At 64.6% G+C, this 16,716-nt stretch carries 20 protein-coding genes; 12 read left to right on the plus strand and 8 right to left on the minus strand.

Annotation, left to right across the window (positions count from 1 at the left end; all coding sequences use genetic code 11):
• Nucleotides 1-12: 12 nt before the first annotated feature.
• From metX to AC07VL_RS16810, 5 genes are read left to right on the plus strand one after another with little or no spacing between them, the layout of a single operon-like run.
• Complete coding sequence (gene metX / locus AC07VL_RS16790) at nucleotides 13-1,212, plus strand: homoserine O-succinyltransferase MetX (protein WP_494806852.1); 1,200 nt, start codon at nucleotides 13-15, stop codon at nucleotides 1,210-1,212.
• The gene (gene metW / locus AC07VL_RS16795; RefSeq protein ID WP_290605187.1) at nucleotides 1,209-1,820 is read left to right on the plus strand and encodes a methionine biosynthesis protein MetW; all 612 of its coding nucleotides are present in this window, start codon (nucleotides 1,209-1,211) and stop codon (nucleotides 1,818-1,820) included. The genes metX and metW overlap by 4 nt, the downstream gene beginning before the upstream one ends.
• The gene (locus AC07VL_RS16800) at nucleotides 1,820-3,079 is read left to right on the plus strand and encodes an AmpG family muropeptide MFS transporter (protein WP_494806853.1); all 1,260 of its coding nucleotides are present in this window, start codon (nucleotides 1,820-1,822) and stop codon (nucleotides 3,077-3,079) included. Before metW ends, AC07VL_RS16800 begins: the two co-directional genes overlap by 1 nt.
• The gene (locus tag AC07VL_RS16805) at nucleotides 3,060-3,962 is read left to right on the plus strand and encodes a M48 family metallopeptidase (RefSeq protein ID WP_290605183.1); all 903 of its coding nucleotides are present in this window, start codon (nucleotides 3,060-3,062) and stop codon (nucleotides 3,960-3,962) included. The genes AC07VL_RS16800 and AC07VL_RS16805 overlap by 20 nt, the downstream gene beginning before the upstream one ends.
• Nucleotide 3,963: 1 nt before the next feature.
• Nucleotides 3,964-4,869, plus strand: coding sequence for an RluA family pseudouridine synthase (locus tag AC07VL_RS16810; protein WP_494806854.1), 906 nt, complete (start codon nucleotides 3,964-3,966; stop codon nucleotides 4,867-4,869).
• Here the strand turns inward: AC07VL_RS16810 and AC07VL_RS16815 are convergent.
• Entirely contained in the window at nucleotides 4,866-5,642 is a 777-nt protein-coding gene (locus tag AC07VL_RS16815; protein WP_077399376.1) for an exodeoxyribonuclease III, read from the minus strand. The two genes, AC07VL_RS16810 and AC07VL_RS16815, sit on opposite strands and share 4 nt — an antisense overlap.
• Nucleotides 5,643-5,750: 108 nt before the next feature.
• Here AC07VL_RS16815 and pyrE point away from each other — a divergent pair, with 108 nt between their 5' ends.
• Nucleotides 5,751-6,413, plus strand: coding sequence for an orotate phosphoribosyltransferase (gene pyrE / locus AC07VL_RS16820; RefSeq protein ID WP_475416746.1), 663 nt, complete (start codon nucleotides 5,751-5,753; stop codon nucleotides 6,411-6,413).
• Nucleotides 6,414-6,426: 13 nt separating this feature from the next.
• The gene (locus AC07VL_RS16825; protein ID WP_494806855.1) at nucleotides 6,427-6,753 is read left to right on the plus strand and encodes a low molecular weight protein tyrosine phosphatase family protein; all 327 of its coding nucleotides are present in this window, start codon (nucleotides 6,427-6,429) and stop codon (nucleotides 6,751-6,753) included.
• Here AC07VL_RS16825 and AC07VL_RS16830 read toward each other — a convergent pair.
• Nucleotides 6,689-7,051 carry a GNAT family N-acetyltransferase gene (locus tag AC07VL_RS16830; RefSeq protein ID WP_494806856.1) on the minus strand — a complete coding sequence of 121 codons (363 nt, stop codon included), beginning with the start codon at nucleotides 7,049-7,051 and terminating at the stop codon, nucleotides 6,689-6,691. The genes AC07VL_RS16825 and AC07VL_RS16830 overlap by 65 nt on opposite strands.
• Nucleotides 6,949-7,692 carry a sulfite exporter TauE/SafE family protein gene (locus AC07VL_RS16835; protein ID WP_494806857.1) on the minus strand — a complete coding sequence of 248 codons (744 nt, stop codon included), beginning with the start codon at nucleotides 7,690-7,692 and terminating at the stop codon, nucleotides 6,949-6,951. Before AC07VL_RS16835 ends, AC07VL_RS16830 begins: the two co-directional genes overlap by 103 nt.
• Nucleotides 7,693-7,817: 125 nt before the next feature.
• Between AC07VL_RS16835 and AC07VL_RS16840 the strand changes: the two genes are divergently transcribed.
• From AC07VL_RS16840 to AC07VL_RS16860, 5 genes are all read left to right on the plus strand, one after another.
• Nucleotides 7,818-8,711, plus strand: a complete 894-nt coding sequence (locus tag AC07VL_RS16840) for a LysR family transcriptional regulator (protein ID WP_494806858.1) — start codon at nucleotides 7,818-7,820, stop codon at nucleotides 8,709-8,711.
• Between the two features lie 21 nt (nucleotides 8,712-8,732).
• Nucleotides 8,733-9,608 (plus strand): alpha/beta fold hydrolase, encoded by an 876-nt coding sequence (locus AC07VL_RS16845; protein WP_494806859.1) that lies wholly within the window; start codon nucleotides 8,733-8,735, stop codon nucleotides 9,606-9,608.
• 94 nt (nucleotides 9,609-9,702) lie between these two features.
• Nucleotides 9,703-9,894, plus strand: coding sequence for a YqaE/Pmp3 family membrane protein (locus tag AC07VL_RS16850; protein ID WP_494806860.1), 192 nt, complete (start codon nucleotides 9,703-9,705; stop codon nucleotides 9,892-9,894).
• Between the two features lie 72 nt (nucleotides 9,895-9,966).
• Nucleotides 9,967-10,431 carry a peptidase associated/transthyretin-like domain-containing protein gene (locus AC07VL_RS16855; protein WP_494806861.1) on the plus strand — a complete coding sequence of 155 codons (465 nt, stop codon included), beginning with the start codon at nucleotides 9,967-9,969 and terminating at the stop codon, nucleotides 10,429-10,431.
• The gene (locus AC07VL_RS16860) at nucleotides 10,431-10,745 is read left to right on the plus strand and encodes a hypothetical protein (RefSeq protein WP_290605214.1); all 315 of its coding nucleotides are present in this window, start codon (nucleotides 10,431-10,433) and stop codon (nucleotides 10,743-10,745) included. Before AC07VL_RS16855 ends, AC07VL_RS16860 begins: the two co-directional genes overlap by 1 nt.
• Nucleotides 10,746-10,751: 6 nt before the next feature.
• Here the strand turns inward: AC07VL_RS16860 and AC07VL_RS16865 are convergent, their stop codons facing one another.
• From AC07VL_RS16865 to gatA, 5 genes are all read right to left on the minus strand, one after another.
• Nucleotides 10,752-11,789, minus strand: coding sequence for an oxidoreductase (locus tag AC07VL_RS16865; RefSeq protein ID WP_494806862.1), 1,038 nt, complete (start codon nucleotides 11,787-11,789; stop codon nucleotides 10,752-10,754).
• Nucleotides 11,790-11,882: 93 nt separating this feature from the next.
• Nucleotides 11,883-13,130 carry a M56 family metallopeptidase gene (locus AC07VL_RS16870; protein ID WP_494806863.1) on the minus strand — a complete coding sequence of 416 codons (1,248 nt, stop codon included), beginning with the start codon at nucleotides 13,128-13,130 and terminating at the stop codon, nucleotides 11,883-11,885.
• Nucleotides 13,127-13,510 (minus strand): BlaI/MecI/CopY family transcriptional regulator, encoded by a 384-nt coding sequence (locus AC07VL_RS16875; RefSeq protein ID WP_494806864.1) that lies wholly within the window; start codon nucleotides 13,508-13,510, stop codon nucleotides 13,127-13,129. The genes AC07VL_RS16870 and AC07VL_RS16875 overlap by 4 nt, the downstream gene beginning before the upstream one ends.
• A gap of 193 nt (nucleotides 13,511-13,703) precedes the next feature.
• Nucleotides 13,704-15,239 carry an Asp-tRNA(Asn)/Glu-tRNA(Gln) amidotransferase subunit GatB gene (gene gatB, locus AC07VL_RS16880; RefSeq protein WP_494807045.1) on the minus strand — a complete coding sequence of 512 codons (1,536 nt, stop codon included), beginning with the start codon at nucleotides 15,237-15,239 and terminating at the stop codon, nucleotides 13,704-13,706.
• A complete protein-coding gene (gatA, locus tag AC07VL_RS16885; protein WP_494806865.1) occupies nucleotides 15,214-16,698 on the minus strand; it encodes an Asp-tRNA(Asn)/Glu-tRNA(Gln) amidotransferase subunit GatA in 1,485 nt (494 codons plus the stop codon). The genes gatB and gatA overlap by 26 nt, the downstream gene beginning before the upstream one ends.
• Nucleotides 16,699-16,716 lie beyond the last annotated feature (18 nt).

Here is a 16,716-nt window from a genome sequence, read left to right on the forward strand (position 1 = left end):
AAACCGACACACATGTCATCCATTGGAATCGTTTCGCCGCAAACCATGTATTTTGCGGAACCCCTGCAGCTGCAAAGCGGCGCCTCGCTGCAGGACTATATGTTGATGTATGAAACCTACGGCACCCTGAACGCCGACAAATCGAACGCGGTGCTGGTCTGCCACGCCCTGAACGCCTCGCACCACGTGGCCGGCGTCTACGCGGACGAACCGAAGAGCACGGGCTGGTGGGACAATATGGTGGGCCCCGGCAAGCCGCTCGACACCAACAAATTCTTCGTCATCGGCGTCAACAACCTGGGCTCCTGCTTCGGCTCGACGGGCCCCATGCACACCAATCCCGCCACCGGCAAGCCCTATGGCGCCAGCTTCCCCGTCGTCACGGTGGAAGACTGGGTCAGCGCGCAGGCGCGCCTGGCCAATGAGCTGGGCATTAGCCAGTTCGCCGCCGTGATGGGGGGCTCCTTGGGCGGCATGCAGGCGCTGGCGTGGAGCATCATGTTCCCCGAGCGGCTGCGCCACTGCGTGGTGATCGCCTCGACGGCCAAGCTGTCGGCGCAGAATATCGCCTTCAACGACGTGGCGCGCCAGGCCATCCTGTCCGACCCCGACTACCGCGGCGGCGATTTTTATGCCCACAGCGTGGTGCCGAAGAACGGCTTGCGCGTGGCGCGCATGGTGGGCCACATCACCTATCTGTCGAATGACGACATGGCCGAGAAATTCGGCCGCAAGTTGCGCGACGCCGCGCAGACGGGCGACTACAAGTTCGGCTTCGGCATCGACTTCGAGATCGAGTCCTACCTGCGCTACCAGGGAGATAAATTCTCCGAGTACTTCGACGCCAACACCTATCTCTTGATTACCAAGGCGCTCGACTATTTCGACCCGGCGCGCGCGCATGGCGGCGACCTGGCGAAGGCCCTGTCGGGCACCAAGGCCAAGTTCTTCCTCGCCTCGTTTTCCACCGACTGGCGCTTCTCTCCCGAGCGCAGCCGAGAAATCGTCGAAGCGCTCGTGTGCAACCGCCGCCAGGTCACGTACGCCGAGATCGATGCGCCGCACGGCCACGACGCCTTTTTGCTGGAAGATCCGCGCTACATGAACATGGTGCGTGCCTACTACGGCCAGGTATGGAATGACATCGCCGTGGGCGCGCCCGCGGCAGCACAGAACACCGCCGTCCGCCAGGGCGCGAAGGAGACCGCATGACTTTTGATGAATTGAGCGCGCTGCGCCCCGACCTGGCCTTCATCGCCCACTGGGTGCCGGACAACGCGCATGTGCTGGACGTGGGCTGCGGCGACGGCGTGATGCTGCAGTATTTGCAAAGTGATAAGGAATGCAGCGGCTACGGCATCGAGATCGCCGACGACAAGGTGCTGGCCAGCACCCAGCGCGGCGTCAACGTGATCCAGCAGGACATGGAAAAGGGCCTGGCCATCTTTGGCGACAACAGCTTCGACACGGTGCTGTGCCTGTCGTCCCTGCAGATGATGAAGCAGGTCGAGCCGCTGCTGCGCGACATCGTGCGCGTGGGCGCCGAGGCCATCGTCTCGTTCCCCAACTTCGCCTACTGGCCGCACCGCGTGGCGCTGCTGAAAGGGCGCATGCCCGTGTCGAAATCGCTGCCTTACCAGTGGTACGACACGCCCAACGTGCGCTGCGCTACCATCAATGACTTCCGCGAACTGGCCGAGGAATGCGGCCTGGAAGTGATCGAATGCGTGGCCCTGGCCGAAGGCAGGATGGTCTCCGTGCTGCCCAACCTGCGCGGCGACCTGGCCGTCTTCCGCCTGCGCAAAAAAGCGGTGCATTGATGACAAACAGTCCGGCGCCAGGCTGGCGTTCCTATGCCAATGGCCGCATGCTGGCCGTGCTGGTGCTGGGCTTCAGTTCCGGCCTGCCCCTGTTCATCCTGCTGTATCTGCTGCAGGCGTGGCTGGCCAAGTCGGGCCTGAACGTCAAGGCGCTGGGGCTGTTCGCCCTGGTGCAGTTCCCCTACATCTGGAAATTCCTGTGGGCGCCCCTGATGGACCGCTACAGCATCCTGGGACTGGGACGCCGGCGCGGCTGGATGGCGCTCACCCAGGTGGCGCTGTTCTTTTCCATCGGCGGCATGGGCATGCTGGACCCGCTCTCGCAGATCGGCCTCATCGCCGCCGCTGCCGGCGGCGTGGCCTTTCTGTCGGCCAGCCAGGATATCGTCATCGACGCCTACCGCCGCGAAATCCTCAGCGACAACGAGCAGGGGCTGGGCGCCGCCGTCATCGTCAACGCCTATAAAGTGGCGGGCATGGTGCCGGGCGCGCTGTCGCTGATCCTGGCCGACCGCATGCCGTGGCAGCCCGTCTTCTGGATCACGGCCGCCTTCATGCTGCCGGGTCTCGCGTGCACCCTGCTGATCAGGGAGCCGACCGTCTACGGCTCCCCGCCGAAGACCATGCGCGAGGCGATCATCTTGCCCTTCCGCGAATTCATCGCGCGCGATGGTTGGCGTAACGCAATGTGGATACTCGCCTTCGTATTACTCTACAAAATAGGCGACAGCATGGCCACGGCGCTGGCGACGAAGTTCTATCTGGACCTGGGGTTCAGCATGACGCAGATCGGCCTGGCCGCCAACACCACGGGATTCTGGGCCAGCCTGGCCGGCGGCGTGGTGGGCGGCGTGTGGATGCTCAAGCTGGGCATCAACCGGGGCCTGTGGGTGTTTGGCGCGCTGCAGGCCATCGCGATTCTGGGATTCGCCTGGCTGGCGCAGGTGGGGCCGAATACCATGCTATTGAGCGCCGTGATCGGCTTCGAAGCGTTTGCCAGCCTGGGGCTGGGGGCCGCCGCCTTTGTCGCGTTCCTGTCGCGCAGCACGGACCCGCGCTACACGGCCACGCAATATGCGCTGTTCTCCAGCCTGAGCGCCGTGCCGCGCACCCTGATCAACGCCTCGGTGGGTTTCCTCGTCGCCGAGCTGGGCTGGTTCTCGTTTTTCATCGTGTGCTTCTTCCTGGCCTTCCCGGCCATGATGATGCTGCCTAAAATCGCTCCATGGAGGTCTGCCAATGGCACCAGTATCCCTTAAACATTACGCCGTCCTGGCCAGTCTGTGCGCGGCCACGGCGCTGGCGCCGCTGCCCGCCTTCGCGCAGCAGGCGACGATACAGGATGGCATCAAGGTGCGTCCCCTGTCGACCTCGCGCATCTTTGCCGGCGGCGTCGATTTCAATGAACAATCGAAGCAGCAATACACGCAGCTGGTCAACGAGGCGAAGGAAAAGAACGCGCTGGTGCCCGACAGCGACCCGCAGGTGAAGCGCCTGCGCGCCATCGCCCAGCGCATCATTCCGTTCGCCACGCGCTGGAACGAAGCGGCGGCCGGCTGGAACTGGCAGATCAACCTGCTCAATTCCGACCAGGTCAACGCTTTTTGCATGCCCGGCGGGCAGATCGCTTTTTACAGCGGCATCATCACCAAGTTGAACCTGACCGACGATGAAGTGGCCGTCGTCATGGGCCATGAGATTTCGCATGCGTTGCGCGAACACTCGCAGGCGCAGGCGGGCAAGGGCAACCTGGCCGCCGTCGGCTCGAAGCTGGTGGGCGCGGGCCTGTCGGCCTGGCTGGGCGTCGATCCGAGCATCACCAGCACGGCCACCAATATGGCGGCGCAGGGCGTGATGCTGAAGTTCTCGCGCGACGATGAACGCGAAGCGGACCTGATCGGCATGGACCTGGCCGCGCGCGCCGGCTTTGATCCGCGCGCCGGCGTGGTGCTGTGGCAGAAGATGGCCGCCGTGAGCAAGGGCGCGCCGCCCGAATTCCTTTCGACGCACCCGTCGGGCAAGGACCGCATCTCGCAGATGAACAGCCACATGGCGCAAGTGCTGCCGCTGTACGCGCGCAGCAAGGGCGTCAGCGTCGATGCCTTGCCGCCGTATCGCAGCAACGCCATCGCGTCGCGCTAGCATGTCCAGCCGTCACGCTGCCGCACCGTTGCCCATGCGCGATGGCGTGGCGCCCAGCTATCTGTGGCTGCCGGACGGGCAGTGGCCCGGCATGCTCGCCTTCCTCGTCGCGCGCTATCCGCAGATCAGCGCCGCGCAGTGGCTGGACCGTATGGCGCGCGGGGAGGTGGTCGATGGCGAGGGCGCCGTGCTGGGGCCGGACAGCGCGTACCGGCGCGGCATGCGCATCTTTTACTACCGCGAGCTGGAACGCGAAACGCCGATTCCCTTCCAGGAAGCCATCCTGTTCCAGGACGAGCACCTGGTGGTGGTCGACAAGCCGCATTTTTTGCCGATGACGCCAGGCGGGCGCTTCGTGCAGGAGACCCTGCTGACGCGCCTGAAGAAAAGCCTGGACTGCGCCGAGCTCACGCCCATCCACCGCCTCGACCGCGAGACGGCCGGCGTGGTGATTTTTTCGCGCCAGGTCGCCAGCCGGGGCGCCTACCAGTCGCTGTTCCAGCGCCGCGAAGTGTGCAAGACCTACGAGGCGCTGGCGCCGGCATTGGCGGAGCGCGAATTCCCGTTCACCTACCGCAGCCGTATGGTCGAGGGTGCGCAGTTCTTCCTCATGCGCGAGGAGGAGGGGGAGCCGAATTCGGAAACCGTCATCGACGTGATCGAACGGCGCGGCGAGTTGAATCTGTACCGGCTGCAGCCGCACACGGGCCGCAAGCACCAGCTGCGCGTGCACCTGGCCGCGCTGGGCATCCCCATCGTCAATGATGCCTTTTATCCCGTGGCCCTGCCGTGCAAGGAAGACGACATGTCGCAGCCCTTGCAGCTGCTGGCGCGCGCCATCGCTTTCACGGACCCGTTGAGCGGCGCGGCGCGCCGTTTCGAGAGCCGGCGCAGCCTGGGGGCTTAAGCCTTGAGCGTGTAATCGATGATCAGCGGCGCGTGGTCGGAAAAGCGCTCGTCCTTGTAGACGCTGACCGTATGCGCCTGGGCCGCGATGCCGGGGGTGGCGACGTGGTAGTCGATGCGCCAGCCCACGTTCTTCGCGTAGGCTTGTCCACGGTTGCTCCACCAGGTGTACTGGTCTTCGCGCTTGTCCAGGCCGCGGTGCACGTCGACGAAGCCCACTTCGTCGAAGACGCGCGTCAGCCATGCGCGTTCCTCGGGCAGGAAGCCGGAATTCTTCTTGTTGCCCTTCCAGTTTTTCAGGTCGATTTCATGGTGGGCGATGTTCCAGTCGCCGCAGATGACCACTTCGCGGCCCAGCGCCTTCAATTCCAGCAGGTGCGGCAGGAACAGTTCCATGAAGCGGAACTTGGCTTCCTGGCGTTCCGGGCCGGACGAACCGGACGGGCAGTACACGGAAATGACGGACAGGTTGCCAAAATCACAGCGCACGTAGCGGCCTTCGGCATCGAATTCCGGGCTGCCGAAACCGATATGCACGGCGTCCGGTTCCACCTTGCTGTACACGCCCGTGCCCGAATAGCCTTTTTTCTCGGCGTAGTGGAAATGGCCATGGTAACCGTGCGGGTTGAGGAATTCCGGCGTCATGTCGGGCAGCTGCGCCTTCAATTCCTGCACGCAGATGAAATCGGCCGTTTGCGTGCCCATCCAGTTGAAAAAGCCTTTTTTGGCGGCGGAGCGGATGCCGTTCAGGTTGGCGGAGATAATTTTTGGCATAGGTCTAGAGTGAAAGGGCGCTGGACGGGGCCGGCGGGCGCGGCATGGCGATTGTCTCGCCGCTGCGCGCGGATTAAAATACAGGCACTTTTAAAAAATGAGGCTAATGTGAATAATTTACGCCAGCAGTTTATCGCGTTTTCAGTATCCAAGGGAGTCTTGCGGTTCGGCGAGTTCACCACCAAGGCCGGGCGATCATCGCCATACTTCTTCAATGCGGGCCTGTTCCATGACGGCGCCACCCTGGCCGAGCTGGCGCAGTTTTACGCGCAGACGCTGCTCGACTCGGGCGTGGAATTCGACATGCTGTTCGGCCCCGCCTACAAGGGCATCACCCTGGCCTCGGCCACCGCCGTGGCACTGGCCGGCAAGGGCCGCAACACCTCGTTCGCCTTCAACCGCAAGGAAGCCAAGGACCACGGCGAAGGCGGCACCATCGTCGGCGCCAAGCTGCATGGCAAGGTTGTCATCATTGACGATGTGATCTCGGCCGGCACGTCGGTGCGCGAATCGGTGGACATGATCCGCGCCGCCGGCGCCGAGCCATGCGCCGTGCTGATCGCCCTGGACCGCATGGAGCGCTCCGGTCCGGATGGCCAGCTGTCGCCAAGTTCGGCGGTGCAGGAAGTGTCGAAACAGTACGGCATTCCTGTCATCTCGATCGGCAACCTGGACGACTTGTTCGGTTACCTGAACGGCGCGGGCGCCGATCCGGAACTGCTGAAGCATAAAGAGGCCGTTTCCGCCTACCGCGCACGCTACGGTATCTAAGGTTCAGGCGCGCTTGAACGTCCTGTTCGTTTGCAGCCGCAACCAGTGGCGCAGTCCCACGGCGGAGCGGGTATGGCGTCGCCATCCCGCCCTGTCCGTGCGTTCGGGCGGTACCAGTCCGAACGCGCGCCATCCCGTCAATGCGAATGACCTGGCCTGGTGCACGGTGATTTTCGTGATGGAGGAGAAGCACAAGTCGCGCCTGCGCGCGCAGTTTGGCCGCCTGCTCGAGCACAAGACCATCCACGTGCTCGATATCCCCGACGAGTATCAATTCATGCAGCCGGAACTGGTCGAGCAGCTCGAACTGTCGGTCGCGTCCATTCTCGGCCTCGATTGACCCAGCGCACCTGCGCATAGCGCCGCTGGATTTCGCGTATCAATGCCCTGGCCACGCCGCGATGGCGAAATGGCGGTTTCACGAACAGCATGTTGAGCGTGACCTCGCCGCCGCAGGGGCTGAAATCGAGCATGGCCACCTGCTGGCCGTCGATGCAGGCCGACAGCGCATGCTCGCCCCAGGGCGCCACGTCTATCATCCCAGCCATGGCTTGACCGCCGAATGCAGGCCCAGGGCGAACAGCCCGACAAAAAAACACCGCTTGAACACCTGCTGCGAGATGCGCCCGCGCAGCCATTGGCCGGCCAGCATGCCCGCGATCGCCGGCAGCAGCGCATACGCCGAGGCGCCCGCCGCACCGAGGCTGAAGTCGCCGTGCAGGGACAGGCTGGCCGCCAGCGCCACCGTCGAGACGGTAAACGCCAGGCCCAGCGCCTGTACCAGCGCATCGCGTGCCAGGCCCAGTCCCTGCAGATACGGCACGGCGGGGATCACGAACACGCCCGTGGCGGCCGTCACCAGGCCCGTCGCCGCGCCAGCCAATGGCCCCAGCCACGCTTCGTGCCGGGCGGGTACGCGCAGCTGCAGCGAAAACAGGCCGGCCAGCGCGTACAGCATCAGCGCCACGCCCAGGGCGACGACGGCCCAGGCGCCGCTGTCCTTCGGCAGCAGCGCGCCGCCCGCCAGGGTACCGGCCATGACGGCGGCCAACATGGGCCACAGGCGCCGCAGCAGGGCGCGCAGGCCGGGACCGGCCGCCAGCTGCCACACATTCGTCACCATCGAGGGTACGATCAGCAGCGCGGCCGCCTGCACGGGCGCCATGACGAGGCTGAGCGTGCCCATGGCCACGGTCGGCAAGCCCAGTCCCACTACGCCCTTGACGAAGCCTGCGGCGATGAAGCTGGCACCGACGGCCAGCAAGAATGCAATATCCATGTTTTTGATTCAAGAACGAACGTGCATGGATTTTGCGCGCCGCGCGCACTTTCGCCAAGGTGGATTATCCGCGGTCAGCCTATGTCAAAAGCGAAGGCTGGTAAGATGGCGCAAAGGAGGGCGCCATGCGTTTTGATCTGGTCGACTTGCAGCTGTTTGTCAACGTGGTGGAGGCGGGCAGCCTGACGGCGGGCGCCACGCGCAGCCATCTGGCGCTGGCCTCGAGCAGCGCGCGCGTGCGCGGCATGGAAGAGATGCTGGGCATGCCGCTGCTGCTGCGCGGCCGGCGCGGCGTGGAGCCGACGCCCGTGGGCCAGACCCTGCTGCATCACGCGCGCCTCGTGTTAATGCAAATGGAGAAAATGCGCGGCGAGCTCGGTGAATTTGCGCGCGGCTTGAAAGGGCAGTTGCGGCTGCTGTGCAATACGGCGGCGCTCAGCGAATTTCTGCCCGAGGCGCTCGGCGCTTTCCTCGACCGCCATCCGAACCTGACCATCGACCTGGAAGAGCGTCTCAGTTACGATATCGTCAAGGCCGTCTCGGAAGGGTTGGCCGACATGGGCATCGTCTCCGATTCGGTCGACATGCGCGGCTTGCAGACGTTTTTGTTCCGCCCCGACCGGCTGGTGGTGATCGCGGCGGCGGACGGCGTGCATCACCGCGCGCTGGGGCAGGATGGTGTCGTCGACTTTGCCAGCGTGCTCGATCACGATTTCATCGGCCTGGCCGACGACAGCGCCATGCAGCAGTACCTGGGCCTGCACGCGGCGCGCCTGGGTCGTCCGCTGAAAGTGCGCGTGCGGCTGCGCAGCTTCGATGCCGTGTGCCGCATGGTGGCCAGCGGCGTGGGCGTGAGCGTGGTGCCGCTGGCGGCTGCCAGCCGCTGCCAGCAGACGATGGCGCTGCGCTGCCTGGAATTATCCGATCCCTGGTCGGTACGCAATCTGACGATTTGCGTGCGCCAGTTCAGTGAATTACCCCTGTATGCGCGTCAGTTGATCGATCACCTGAAGGCGTGACAGGGCATGACAGGAGCAGCGATGCGTTTTTCAGAAGACAAGATGGCCAGCCTGCGGTGCAGCGACGGGGTCGAGCGGCCCATCCACATCTGGCAGGCGCCGGAGCCGCAGCAGCCGCGCGCCGTGATCCTGGCGATCCACGGCGGCATGGCGCATGCGGGCGACTACGTCACGCCGGCGCTGACCTTCCGCCGACACGGCATCGCCACCGTCAGCTTCGACATGGTGGGCCACGATGGCAAGCGCAAGGTCGACATCCCTTCCTTCGACGCCTTCCTCGACGACGAAGAGCTGTTCCTCGCCTGGGTCAAGGCCGCGTATCCGGGCGTGCCGATTTTTGTCATGGGCCATTCCATGGGCGGCCTGATCGCCACGCACCTGGGACTACACCGTTTTGCGGGCGACCCGGCGATCAAAGGCTTCATCCTTTCATCGCCGTACTACGTGAACGCGATTCCGGTGCCGAAGCTGATGCAGATGCTGTCGGGCTGGCTGGCCAGGCACTTTCCCACGATGAAGGTTCCGCTGGGTAACCTGACCATGCTGCTCACGCACGACCAGACGATTACCGCGCGCCATTTCCAGGATGAGCGCGACGGCATCCGCGCCAGCGCGGCGACGGTGCGTTTCGCCCATGCCTTGCTGTCGGCGCAAAAGGCGCTGGCGGGCGGCCTGTCTGGCTGGGCCTTCCCCCTGTTCGCCGTGGTGGCGGGTGACGACAAGCTGGCCAACAGCCGCGCCACGGAAAGCATGCTGCGCAGCGTGCCCGATGGCTTGCTCGATTACCATTTTTATCCGGCCAATTATCACGAGAATTTCAACGAGATGAACCGCGAAGTGATCTTCGCCGCCATCCTGGACTGGATGGAAAAACTGCTCGCACCCGCGCCAGCTTGAGGCAGCAGGTATCGTTATAATCGGACTAATGAATTTTACCGCCGGCCCAGCCGGCCCGGTCCCCGCGGCACAGGGGATGCACAAGGAAACAACTATGCGCTTGCTGATTGCTTTGATACTTCCATGGCTGACTTTTTTCACGATCGGCCGTCCTATCGCCGGCATCATCTGCCTGATACTGCAAATTACCATGATCGGCTGGCTACCGGCCACGATCTGGGCCGTGTATGCGCTGAGCCAGTACAAGACGGACCAGAAGATCGCCGAGGCCATGCGCCGGCGCTAACGATGCGCTAAGACTGGCCTAAGCTTCGTTTTCTATCTTGATTCATATCAACCACACATGATGGAGAATAAGATGGCACCTAACAGACGCGGTATTGTGGGCCTGGCGGGAGCGGTGCTGAGCGCCGGCCTCCTGCTGGGCGGCGTGGCGCAGGCGCAAGCCGACAGCGCGCTGCCCGCTGTACAGAAGAGCGGGGCGGTCGAATACCTGAGCGGTGGCATTGGCCTCGATGAATCGACGGCCATCCAGAACGCCAGCCGGCACTGGCCATTGAGCCTGGTGTTTTCCGTGCAGGCGGCGCCACGGGCGGAATATGCTTCCGACGTGAAGCTGGAAATACGCGATGCGAAGGGGGCCGTGCAGCTCGAGACCACGGCCAGCGGCCCCTTCCTGCTGGCCAGGCTGGCGCCGGGCAACTACACCTTGCGCGCCACCCTGGCGGGCAAGACGCTGGAGCGCAAGGTACAGATCAAGGCGGGCAGCTCCGCGCGCGTGGAACTGGTCTGGCCAGCGGGAACGAACCAGGGCAAGACCTGATGCCTGGCGACGGCAAGGCGCCTGAACGGGGCTTGTCTGCCCATATCCTGCCCACGTCGGCGACGATGATCGGCGTGTGCATGACCGTGCTGTCGATCGGGCACCTGGCGCCACGCGGCGACGTGCGCGTGGTGATCGACAAGCTGCTGGCGGGCGACGCCGTCGTGTTTCTCGTCAGCGCCGTGCTGTCCTTCATGTCGCTGCGCCCCGGCCAGTCGCGCCTGCGCTACGAATGGTGGGGCGAGCTGGTGTTCATCTGCGGCCTGGCCATGCTGGCGCTGGGCGCCGTGGTGCTGGCCTTCGTCATCAACTGATGCCGATCAGCTGACCTCGAGCACGCGGCCTTCGGCAGCGCTGAGCAGGGCCAGTTCGATCAGGCGTATCGTCGCTGCCGCATCCTCGGCCGCCACCGGCGCCGGCGCGCCGTGGCGGATGGCGTCGGCCATGCCCTGGTAAAAGTCCTGGTAGCGGCCCGCCTGTATTTCCAGGTGCTCAACGTGGCCGTCCGGCTGCGCTCCCAGGTGCAGCGCGCCGCGCACGGGGTCCACGCCCCAGCCAGGCTGGCCCGGCCTGCCGCCCGCCTTCAAGGCGTCTTCCTGCGGGTCGAGGCCGAACTTCACGAAACTGCCCTTGTCGCCATGCACGGCGAAGCGTGCCGTCGGCGCCTTCACCAGGCAACCGGCCTGCAGCACCACGCGCAGGCGCTCGTAGTACAAAACGATGTGCATGTAGTCGACGGCCTGCGCGTTGTCGCGCTGCAGGGCGATGTCGGCATACAGCTTTTCCGGCTTGCCGAACAGCTGCATGGCCTGGTCCAGCATGTGCGGTCCCAGGTCGTACAACAGGCCGCCACCGGGCGCAGCGGACTCGCGCCAGCGCTGGCGGATCTCGGGACGGAAGCGGTCGAAATGCGATTCGACGCTGGCGATGCGGCCCAGGGTGCCTTGCGCCAGCAGCGCCTTGAGCGTCAGGAAGTCGCCATCCCAGCGCCGGTTGTGGTACACGCTGAGCACCAGCCTGTTCTTGTTTGCCAGGTCGATCAGGGTCTGCGCTTCAAAGCTGGAAATGGTGAAGGGCTTGTCGACCACCACGTGCTTGCCCGCCTGCAGGGCCGCCAGCGCGAGGCTGAAATGCGCCTCGTTGGGCGCGGCGATGACCACCAGCTCGATCGCCGGGTCGGCAAACAGCTGCGCCGCATCGGCGTAGACAGTCGCTTGCGGCCAGTCCTTGTGCACGAGCTCAGGTTTGCTGGAGGCGACGGCCGTCAGTTCCACGGCATCGATGGCGGAGAGGACGGGAGCGTGGAAGGTGGAGCCGGCAAAGCCGTAGCCGACCAGTCCGGTTTTGATCTTGTTCATGGCGTGTTCACAGGGGCGTGGAAGAATCCATGATCATACCCGCAAGCGGGCGGCGGCGGCGCTGCAGCAATGTTGCAACGCCGCCGCCCATGCTTACTTCAGACGCCAGACGTATTGCACCTTGACGTTGGCGCTGACAGGCTTGCCGCCAGCCAGGGCCGGCTTGAACGTGCACTTGGCAATGCCGCTGCGCGCCGCCTCGTCGAGGGCCGGATGGCCACTGCTGTTGAGCACGCTCGACCCTTGGACCTTGCCGGCGGCGTCGACATCGAAGGACATGTTGACCGTGCCCTCTTCCTTCGCCTGCAGCGATGCGGCCGGGTAGACGGGTTTGCCGCAGACGCCAAAGTCGATGACGGGGCGGCGTTCCAGTACCGGCGCGCTGTCGGCGGCGACGGCCTGGCCGTAGATGCCGAGGCAGGCGCCGGCCAGGGCCAGCAGCGGCACGGCGGCCTTCCAGTTCAGGGTTTGTGGTGCGGGGCGCAGCAATCGTTTGATACGTGACATAAGATCTCCTCCGTTGGCCGCCTGGGCCAGGTGGTGGGTTGAGAACTGGAGACGTTCCAGTTCCGAGAGTGCAAGAGCCAGACGCCGCGGTTCGCCCAGTTGTCTTGCTGCGAAATCATCTGCAATGTGTTCCCGTTCGAGGCGCACGCCGTGTGAAATCCACCACACGGCAGGGTGGAAGAACAGCAGCGCCTCGATGACGTTTTGCAGCAGGTTGAGCAGATAGTCGTGGCGCCGGATGTGCGCCAGTTCGTGCGCCAGCAGCGCCTCGAGCAGCTGCGGCGGCATGCCGGTGATCAGCGCTGCGGGCACCAGCACCATGGGGCGCCAGATGCCGGCCGTGAGCGGACTGGCAATGTCGTCGAGTATGCGCAGGCGCACGGGCCGCGTCACGCCCGCATCCTGCGCCATGCGCGACAAGCGCGCCTGCCAGGAGGCATGCGTGGCTCCCATCCTGCTGGCGCTGCGTTCTATCCACAGCATGCCCAGCGCCATGCGCGCGGCCAGCACGGCGGCGCACAGCGCCCACACGCCGACGATGGCGCGCAGCAGCAGGTGCAGGTCGGGCAAGCTGTCGGGCACCAGCAGGGCGGCCGGCAGCAGGGGATTGGCGAACAGGACGCCGTTTGCCTCCGTGTCCGCCAGGCGCAGATACAGGCCCGCCGCTGGCCAGGCCAGGCAGGCCAGCAGGGCGCCGCAGCCGACGGCGTAGCGCGCCTCGGGACGCGCATTGCGCAGGGCGGCCCGAGCCAGCGCCGTGGCGCAGCCGATCAGCAAACCCTGCCACAGGAAGTGCAGCAGGGTCCAGCCCAGCGCCGGCACGAAGCCGCTCATGACTGATCGTCCTTGAGCATTTTTTCGATTTCTTCGCGTTCGGCGCGCGACACGCCCGTGCGCAGGGCCGCCAGCACCAGCGCCTTGGCCGAACCGGCGAAGGCTTTCTGCATCAATTCCTTGAGCAAATTGGTCTGCAGGCTATCCTGCGCCTGCGCCGGCGCATACACGTGCGAGCGTTGGCTTTCGTCGCGGATCAGCAAGCCCTTGCCATGCATGATCTGCATCAGGCGCAGCACGGTGCCATACGTGATGGCCGGCTTGGCCAGCGCCATCGCCTCGTGCACCTGCTTGGCCGTGGCGGCGCCCAGCGGCCACAGCGCCTGCAGCAGATCGAGTTCTGCCGCCGTCGGTTTCGGGATGTCGTGCGTCTTGCCCATGCGGTTTTCCTCTTGCCTGAAATTCAATATGGCTAGGTTAAACCTTGTAGACAAAAATGTATACTTTAATTTGCAGTGACACAGAAACGCCTTCCAGGCATGGAGAAAAATCTAGACAAGCTTGTTTACGCGAGGGTTCTACGGGCGAAAAAAAAGACGCCGCAGCGTCTTTTTTGGGAGGGCGCGTAAAAACTTACCCCGCCAGCTTGGCCTTCAGCAATTCCGTCAGCTGGGCCGGATTGGCCTTGCCCTTGGATGCCTTCATGGCCTGGCCGATCAGCGCATTGATGGCCGCTTCCTTGCCGGCGCGGTACTGCTCCACCGATTTGGCATTCGCTGCCAGCACTTCGTCGACGATGGCTTCCAGGGCGCCCGTGTCCGAGATCTGCTTCAAGCCCTTGGCGTCGATGACGGTGTCGACCAGGTTCTCGTCGCTGGACTTGGCTTCCCACATGCCGGCGAAGACTTCCTTTGCCGCCTTGTTCGAGATGGTGCCGTCGGCGATGCGCTTGAGCATGGCGGCCAGCTGCGCCGGGGAGACGGGGGCGTCGTCCAGGTCCACGCCTTCGCGGTTCAGGGTCGACGACACGTCGCCCATCAGCCAGTTGGCGGCGGCCTTGGCGTTTTCCTTGCCGGCCTTGTCGACCACGGCGATGAAATAGGTGGCCATCGCTTTCGACTGCGTCAGCACCAGCGCGTCGTAGTCCGGCAGCGCGTATTCGCTGATGAAGCGCGCGCGCATGGCGGCGGGCAGTTCCGGCATCGAGGCCTTGACCGTGGCGATCCACTCGGGCGAGATGACCAGCGGCGGCAAGTCCGGGTCCGGGAAGTAGCGGTAATCCTGGGCGTCTTCCTTGCTGCGCATTTCGCGCGTTTCCTTGCGGTCCGGATCGTACAAACGCGTCGCCTGCACGACCTTGCCGCCGTCTTCGATCAGCTCGATCTGGCGGCGCACTTCGACGTGCACGGCTTCCTCGATGAAGCGGAAGGAGTTCAGGTTCTTGATTTCGCAGCGCGTGCCGAATTCCTTCTGGCCGACAGGGCGCACGGAAACGTTGACGTCGCAGCGGAACGAGCCTTCCTGCATGTTGCCGTCGCAAACGCCCAGCCACATGACCAGCGAGTGCAGGGCCTTGGCGTAGGCCACGGCTTCGGCGGCGCTGCGGATTTCCGGCTCCGAGACGATTTCCAGCAGCGGCGTGCCGGCGCGGTTCAAGTCGATGCCGCTCATGCCCGCATAGTCTTCATGCAGGGATTTGCCCGCGTCTTCTTCCAGGTGGGCGCGCGTCAGGTTGACCGTCTTGGTGACGAATTCGCCATCCTTTTCGTAGCCGAAGGTCAGGGCGCCGCCGATGACGACGGGGTCCTCGAACTGGCTGATCTGATAACCCTTGGGCGAGTCTGGATAAAAATAGTTTTTACGGGCGAAGACCGAGTGCGGCGCCACGGTGGCACCCACGGCCAAACCAAAACGGATGGCGCGGTCGACGGCCTGCTTGTTCATCACGGGCAGCACGCCTGGCAGCGCCAGGTCGACGGGGCTGGCCTGGGTGTTGGCTTCGGCGCCGTACTTGATCGGCGAACCGCTGAAAATTTTGGATTCGGTCGTGAGCTGCACGTGGTTCTCAAGACCGATGACGACTTCCCATTGCATAGTGTTCTCGCTTAATTTGGTGGCGCCGCCAGTGGCGGCGCGTTTGTTCTTAGATGCCGGCAGGGCTGCGCGTATGCCAGTCCGTCACTTGCTGGAACTGGTGGGCCACGTTCAGCAGCTTCGCTTCGCCAAAATAGTTGCCGATGATTTGCAGGCCGACGGGGCGCTTGCCGTTCTTTTCACCTTCGCCGAAACCGCATGGGATCGACATGCCGGGCAGGCCGGCCAGGCTGGTCGACAGGGTGTAGATGTCGGCCAGGTAGTTCGCCACCGGGTCGTCCGTCTTGTCGCCCAGGTCCCAGGCGACGGTCGGCGCGACGGGGCCCATGATGACGTCGCAGACGGCGTTCGGGCCATTGAGCACGGCGTCGAAGTCCTGCGCGATGAGGCGGCGGATCTTTTGCGCCTTCAGGTAGTAGGCGTCGTAGTAGCCGTGGCACAGCACATAGGTGCCGACCATGATGCGGCGCTGCACTTCCGGGCCGAAGCCTTCGGCGCGCGACTTCTTGTACATGTCCTGCAAGTCCTTGTACTCGCTAGCGCGGTGGCCGTAGCGCACGCCGTCGTAGCGCGACAGGTTCGACGACGCTTCGGCCGGTGCGATCATGTAATAGGCCGGAATCGACAGGGCCGTATTCGGCAGCGAGATGTCGACCAGGGTGGCGCCCAGCTTTTCATACTGCGCCAGCGCGCCGCGCACGGCCGCTTCCACGTCCTTGGCCAGGCCTTCGCCGAAGTACTCGCGCGGCACGCCGATGCGCAGGCCCGTCAATGGCTGGCCCAGTTCGCGCGAAAAATCTTCCGCCACGCCGCCCTGTTCCGGCGACAGGCTGGTCGAGTCGCGCTCGTCGAAGCCGGCCATGGCGGTGAGCAGCAGGGCGCAGTCTTCGGCCGAGCGGGCCATCGGGCCGCCCTGGTCCAGCGAGGAGGCAAAGGCGATCATGCCGAAGCGCGAGACGCGGCCATAGGTCGGCTTGATGCCGGTGATGCCGCAAAAGGCGGCCGGCTGGCGGATCGAGCCGCCCGTGTCGGTGCCGGTGGCAGCCGGCGTCAGGCCGGCCGCCACGGCGGCGGCCGAGCCGCCCGAGGAGCCGCCCGGCACGGCCGTTTTGTCCCAGGGGTTTTGCACGGCGCCGAAGGCCGAGTTTTCGTTGCCGGAGCCCATGGCGAATTCGTCGCAATTGACCTTGCCCAGGGTAACCATGCCGGCCGCCTGGAATTTCTCCACCACGGTGGCGTCAAACGGACTGGCGTAGTTGGCCAGCATTTTCGAGCCGGCCGTGGTGCGCCAGCCTTTCGTCACGAACAGGTCCTTGTGCGCGATCGGCACGCCCGTCAATGGCGTGGCCGTGCCGGCGGCGATGCGCGCATCGGCTTCGGCAGCTTGCGCCATGGTCAGGGCACGGTCGACGTGCAGGAAGGCGTTCGAGTTGTCCGCTGCGATGCGGTCGAGGAAATGCGTCGCCAGTGCAACGGCGGAAATTTCCTTGTTCTGCAAAAGCGTGGACAGCTGTTTGATGGATTTTGTATGCATGGCGTTTCTATTTGATTT

The organism is Janthinobacterium sp. GW821-FHT03C08, assembly GCF_059420905.1.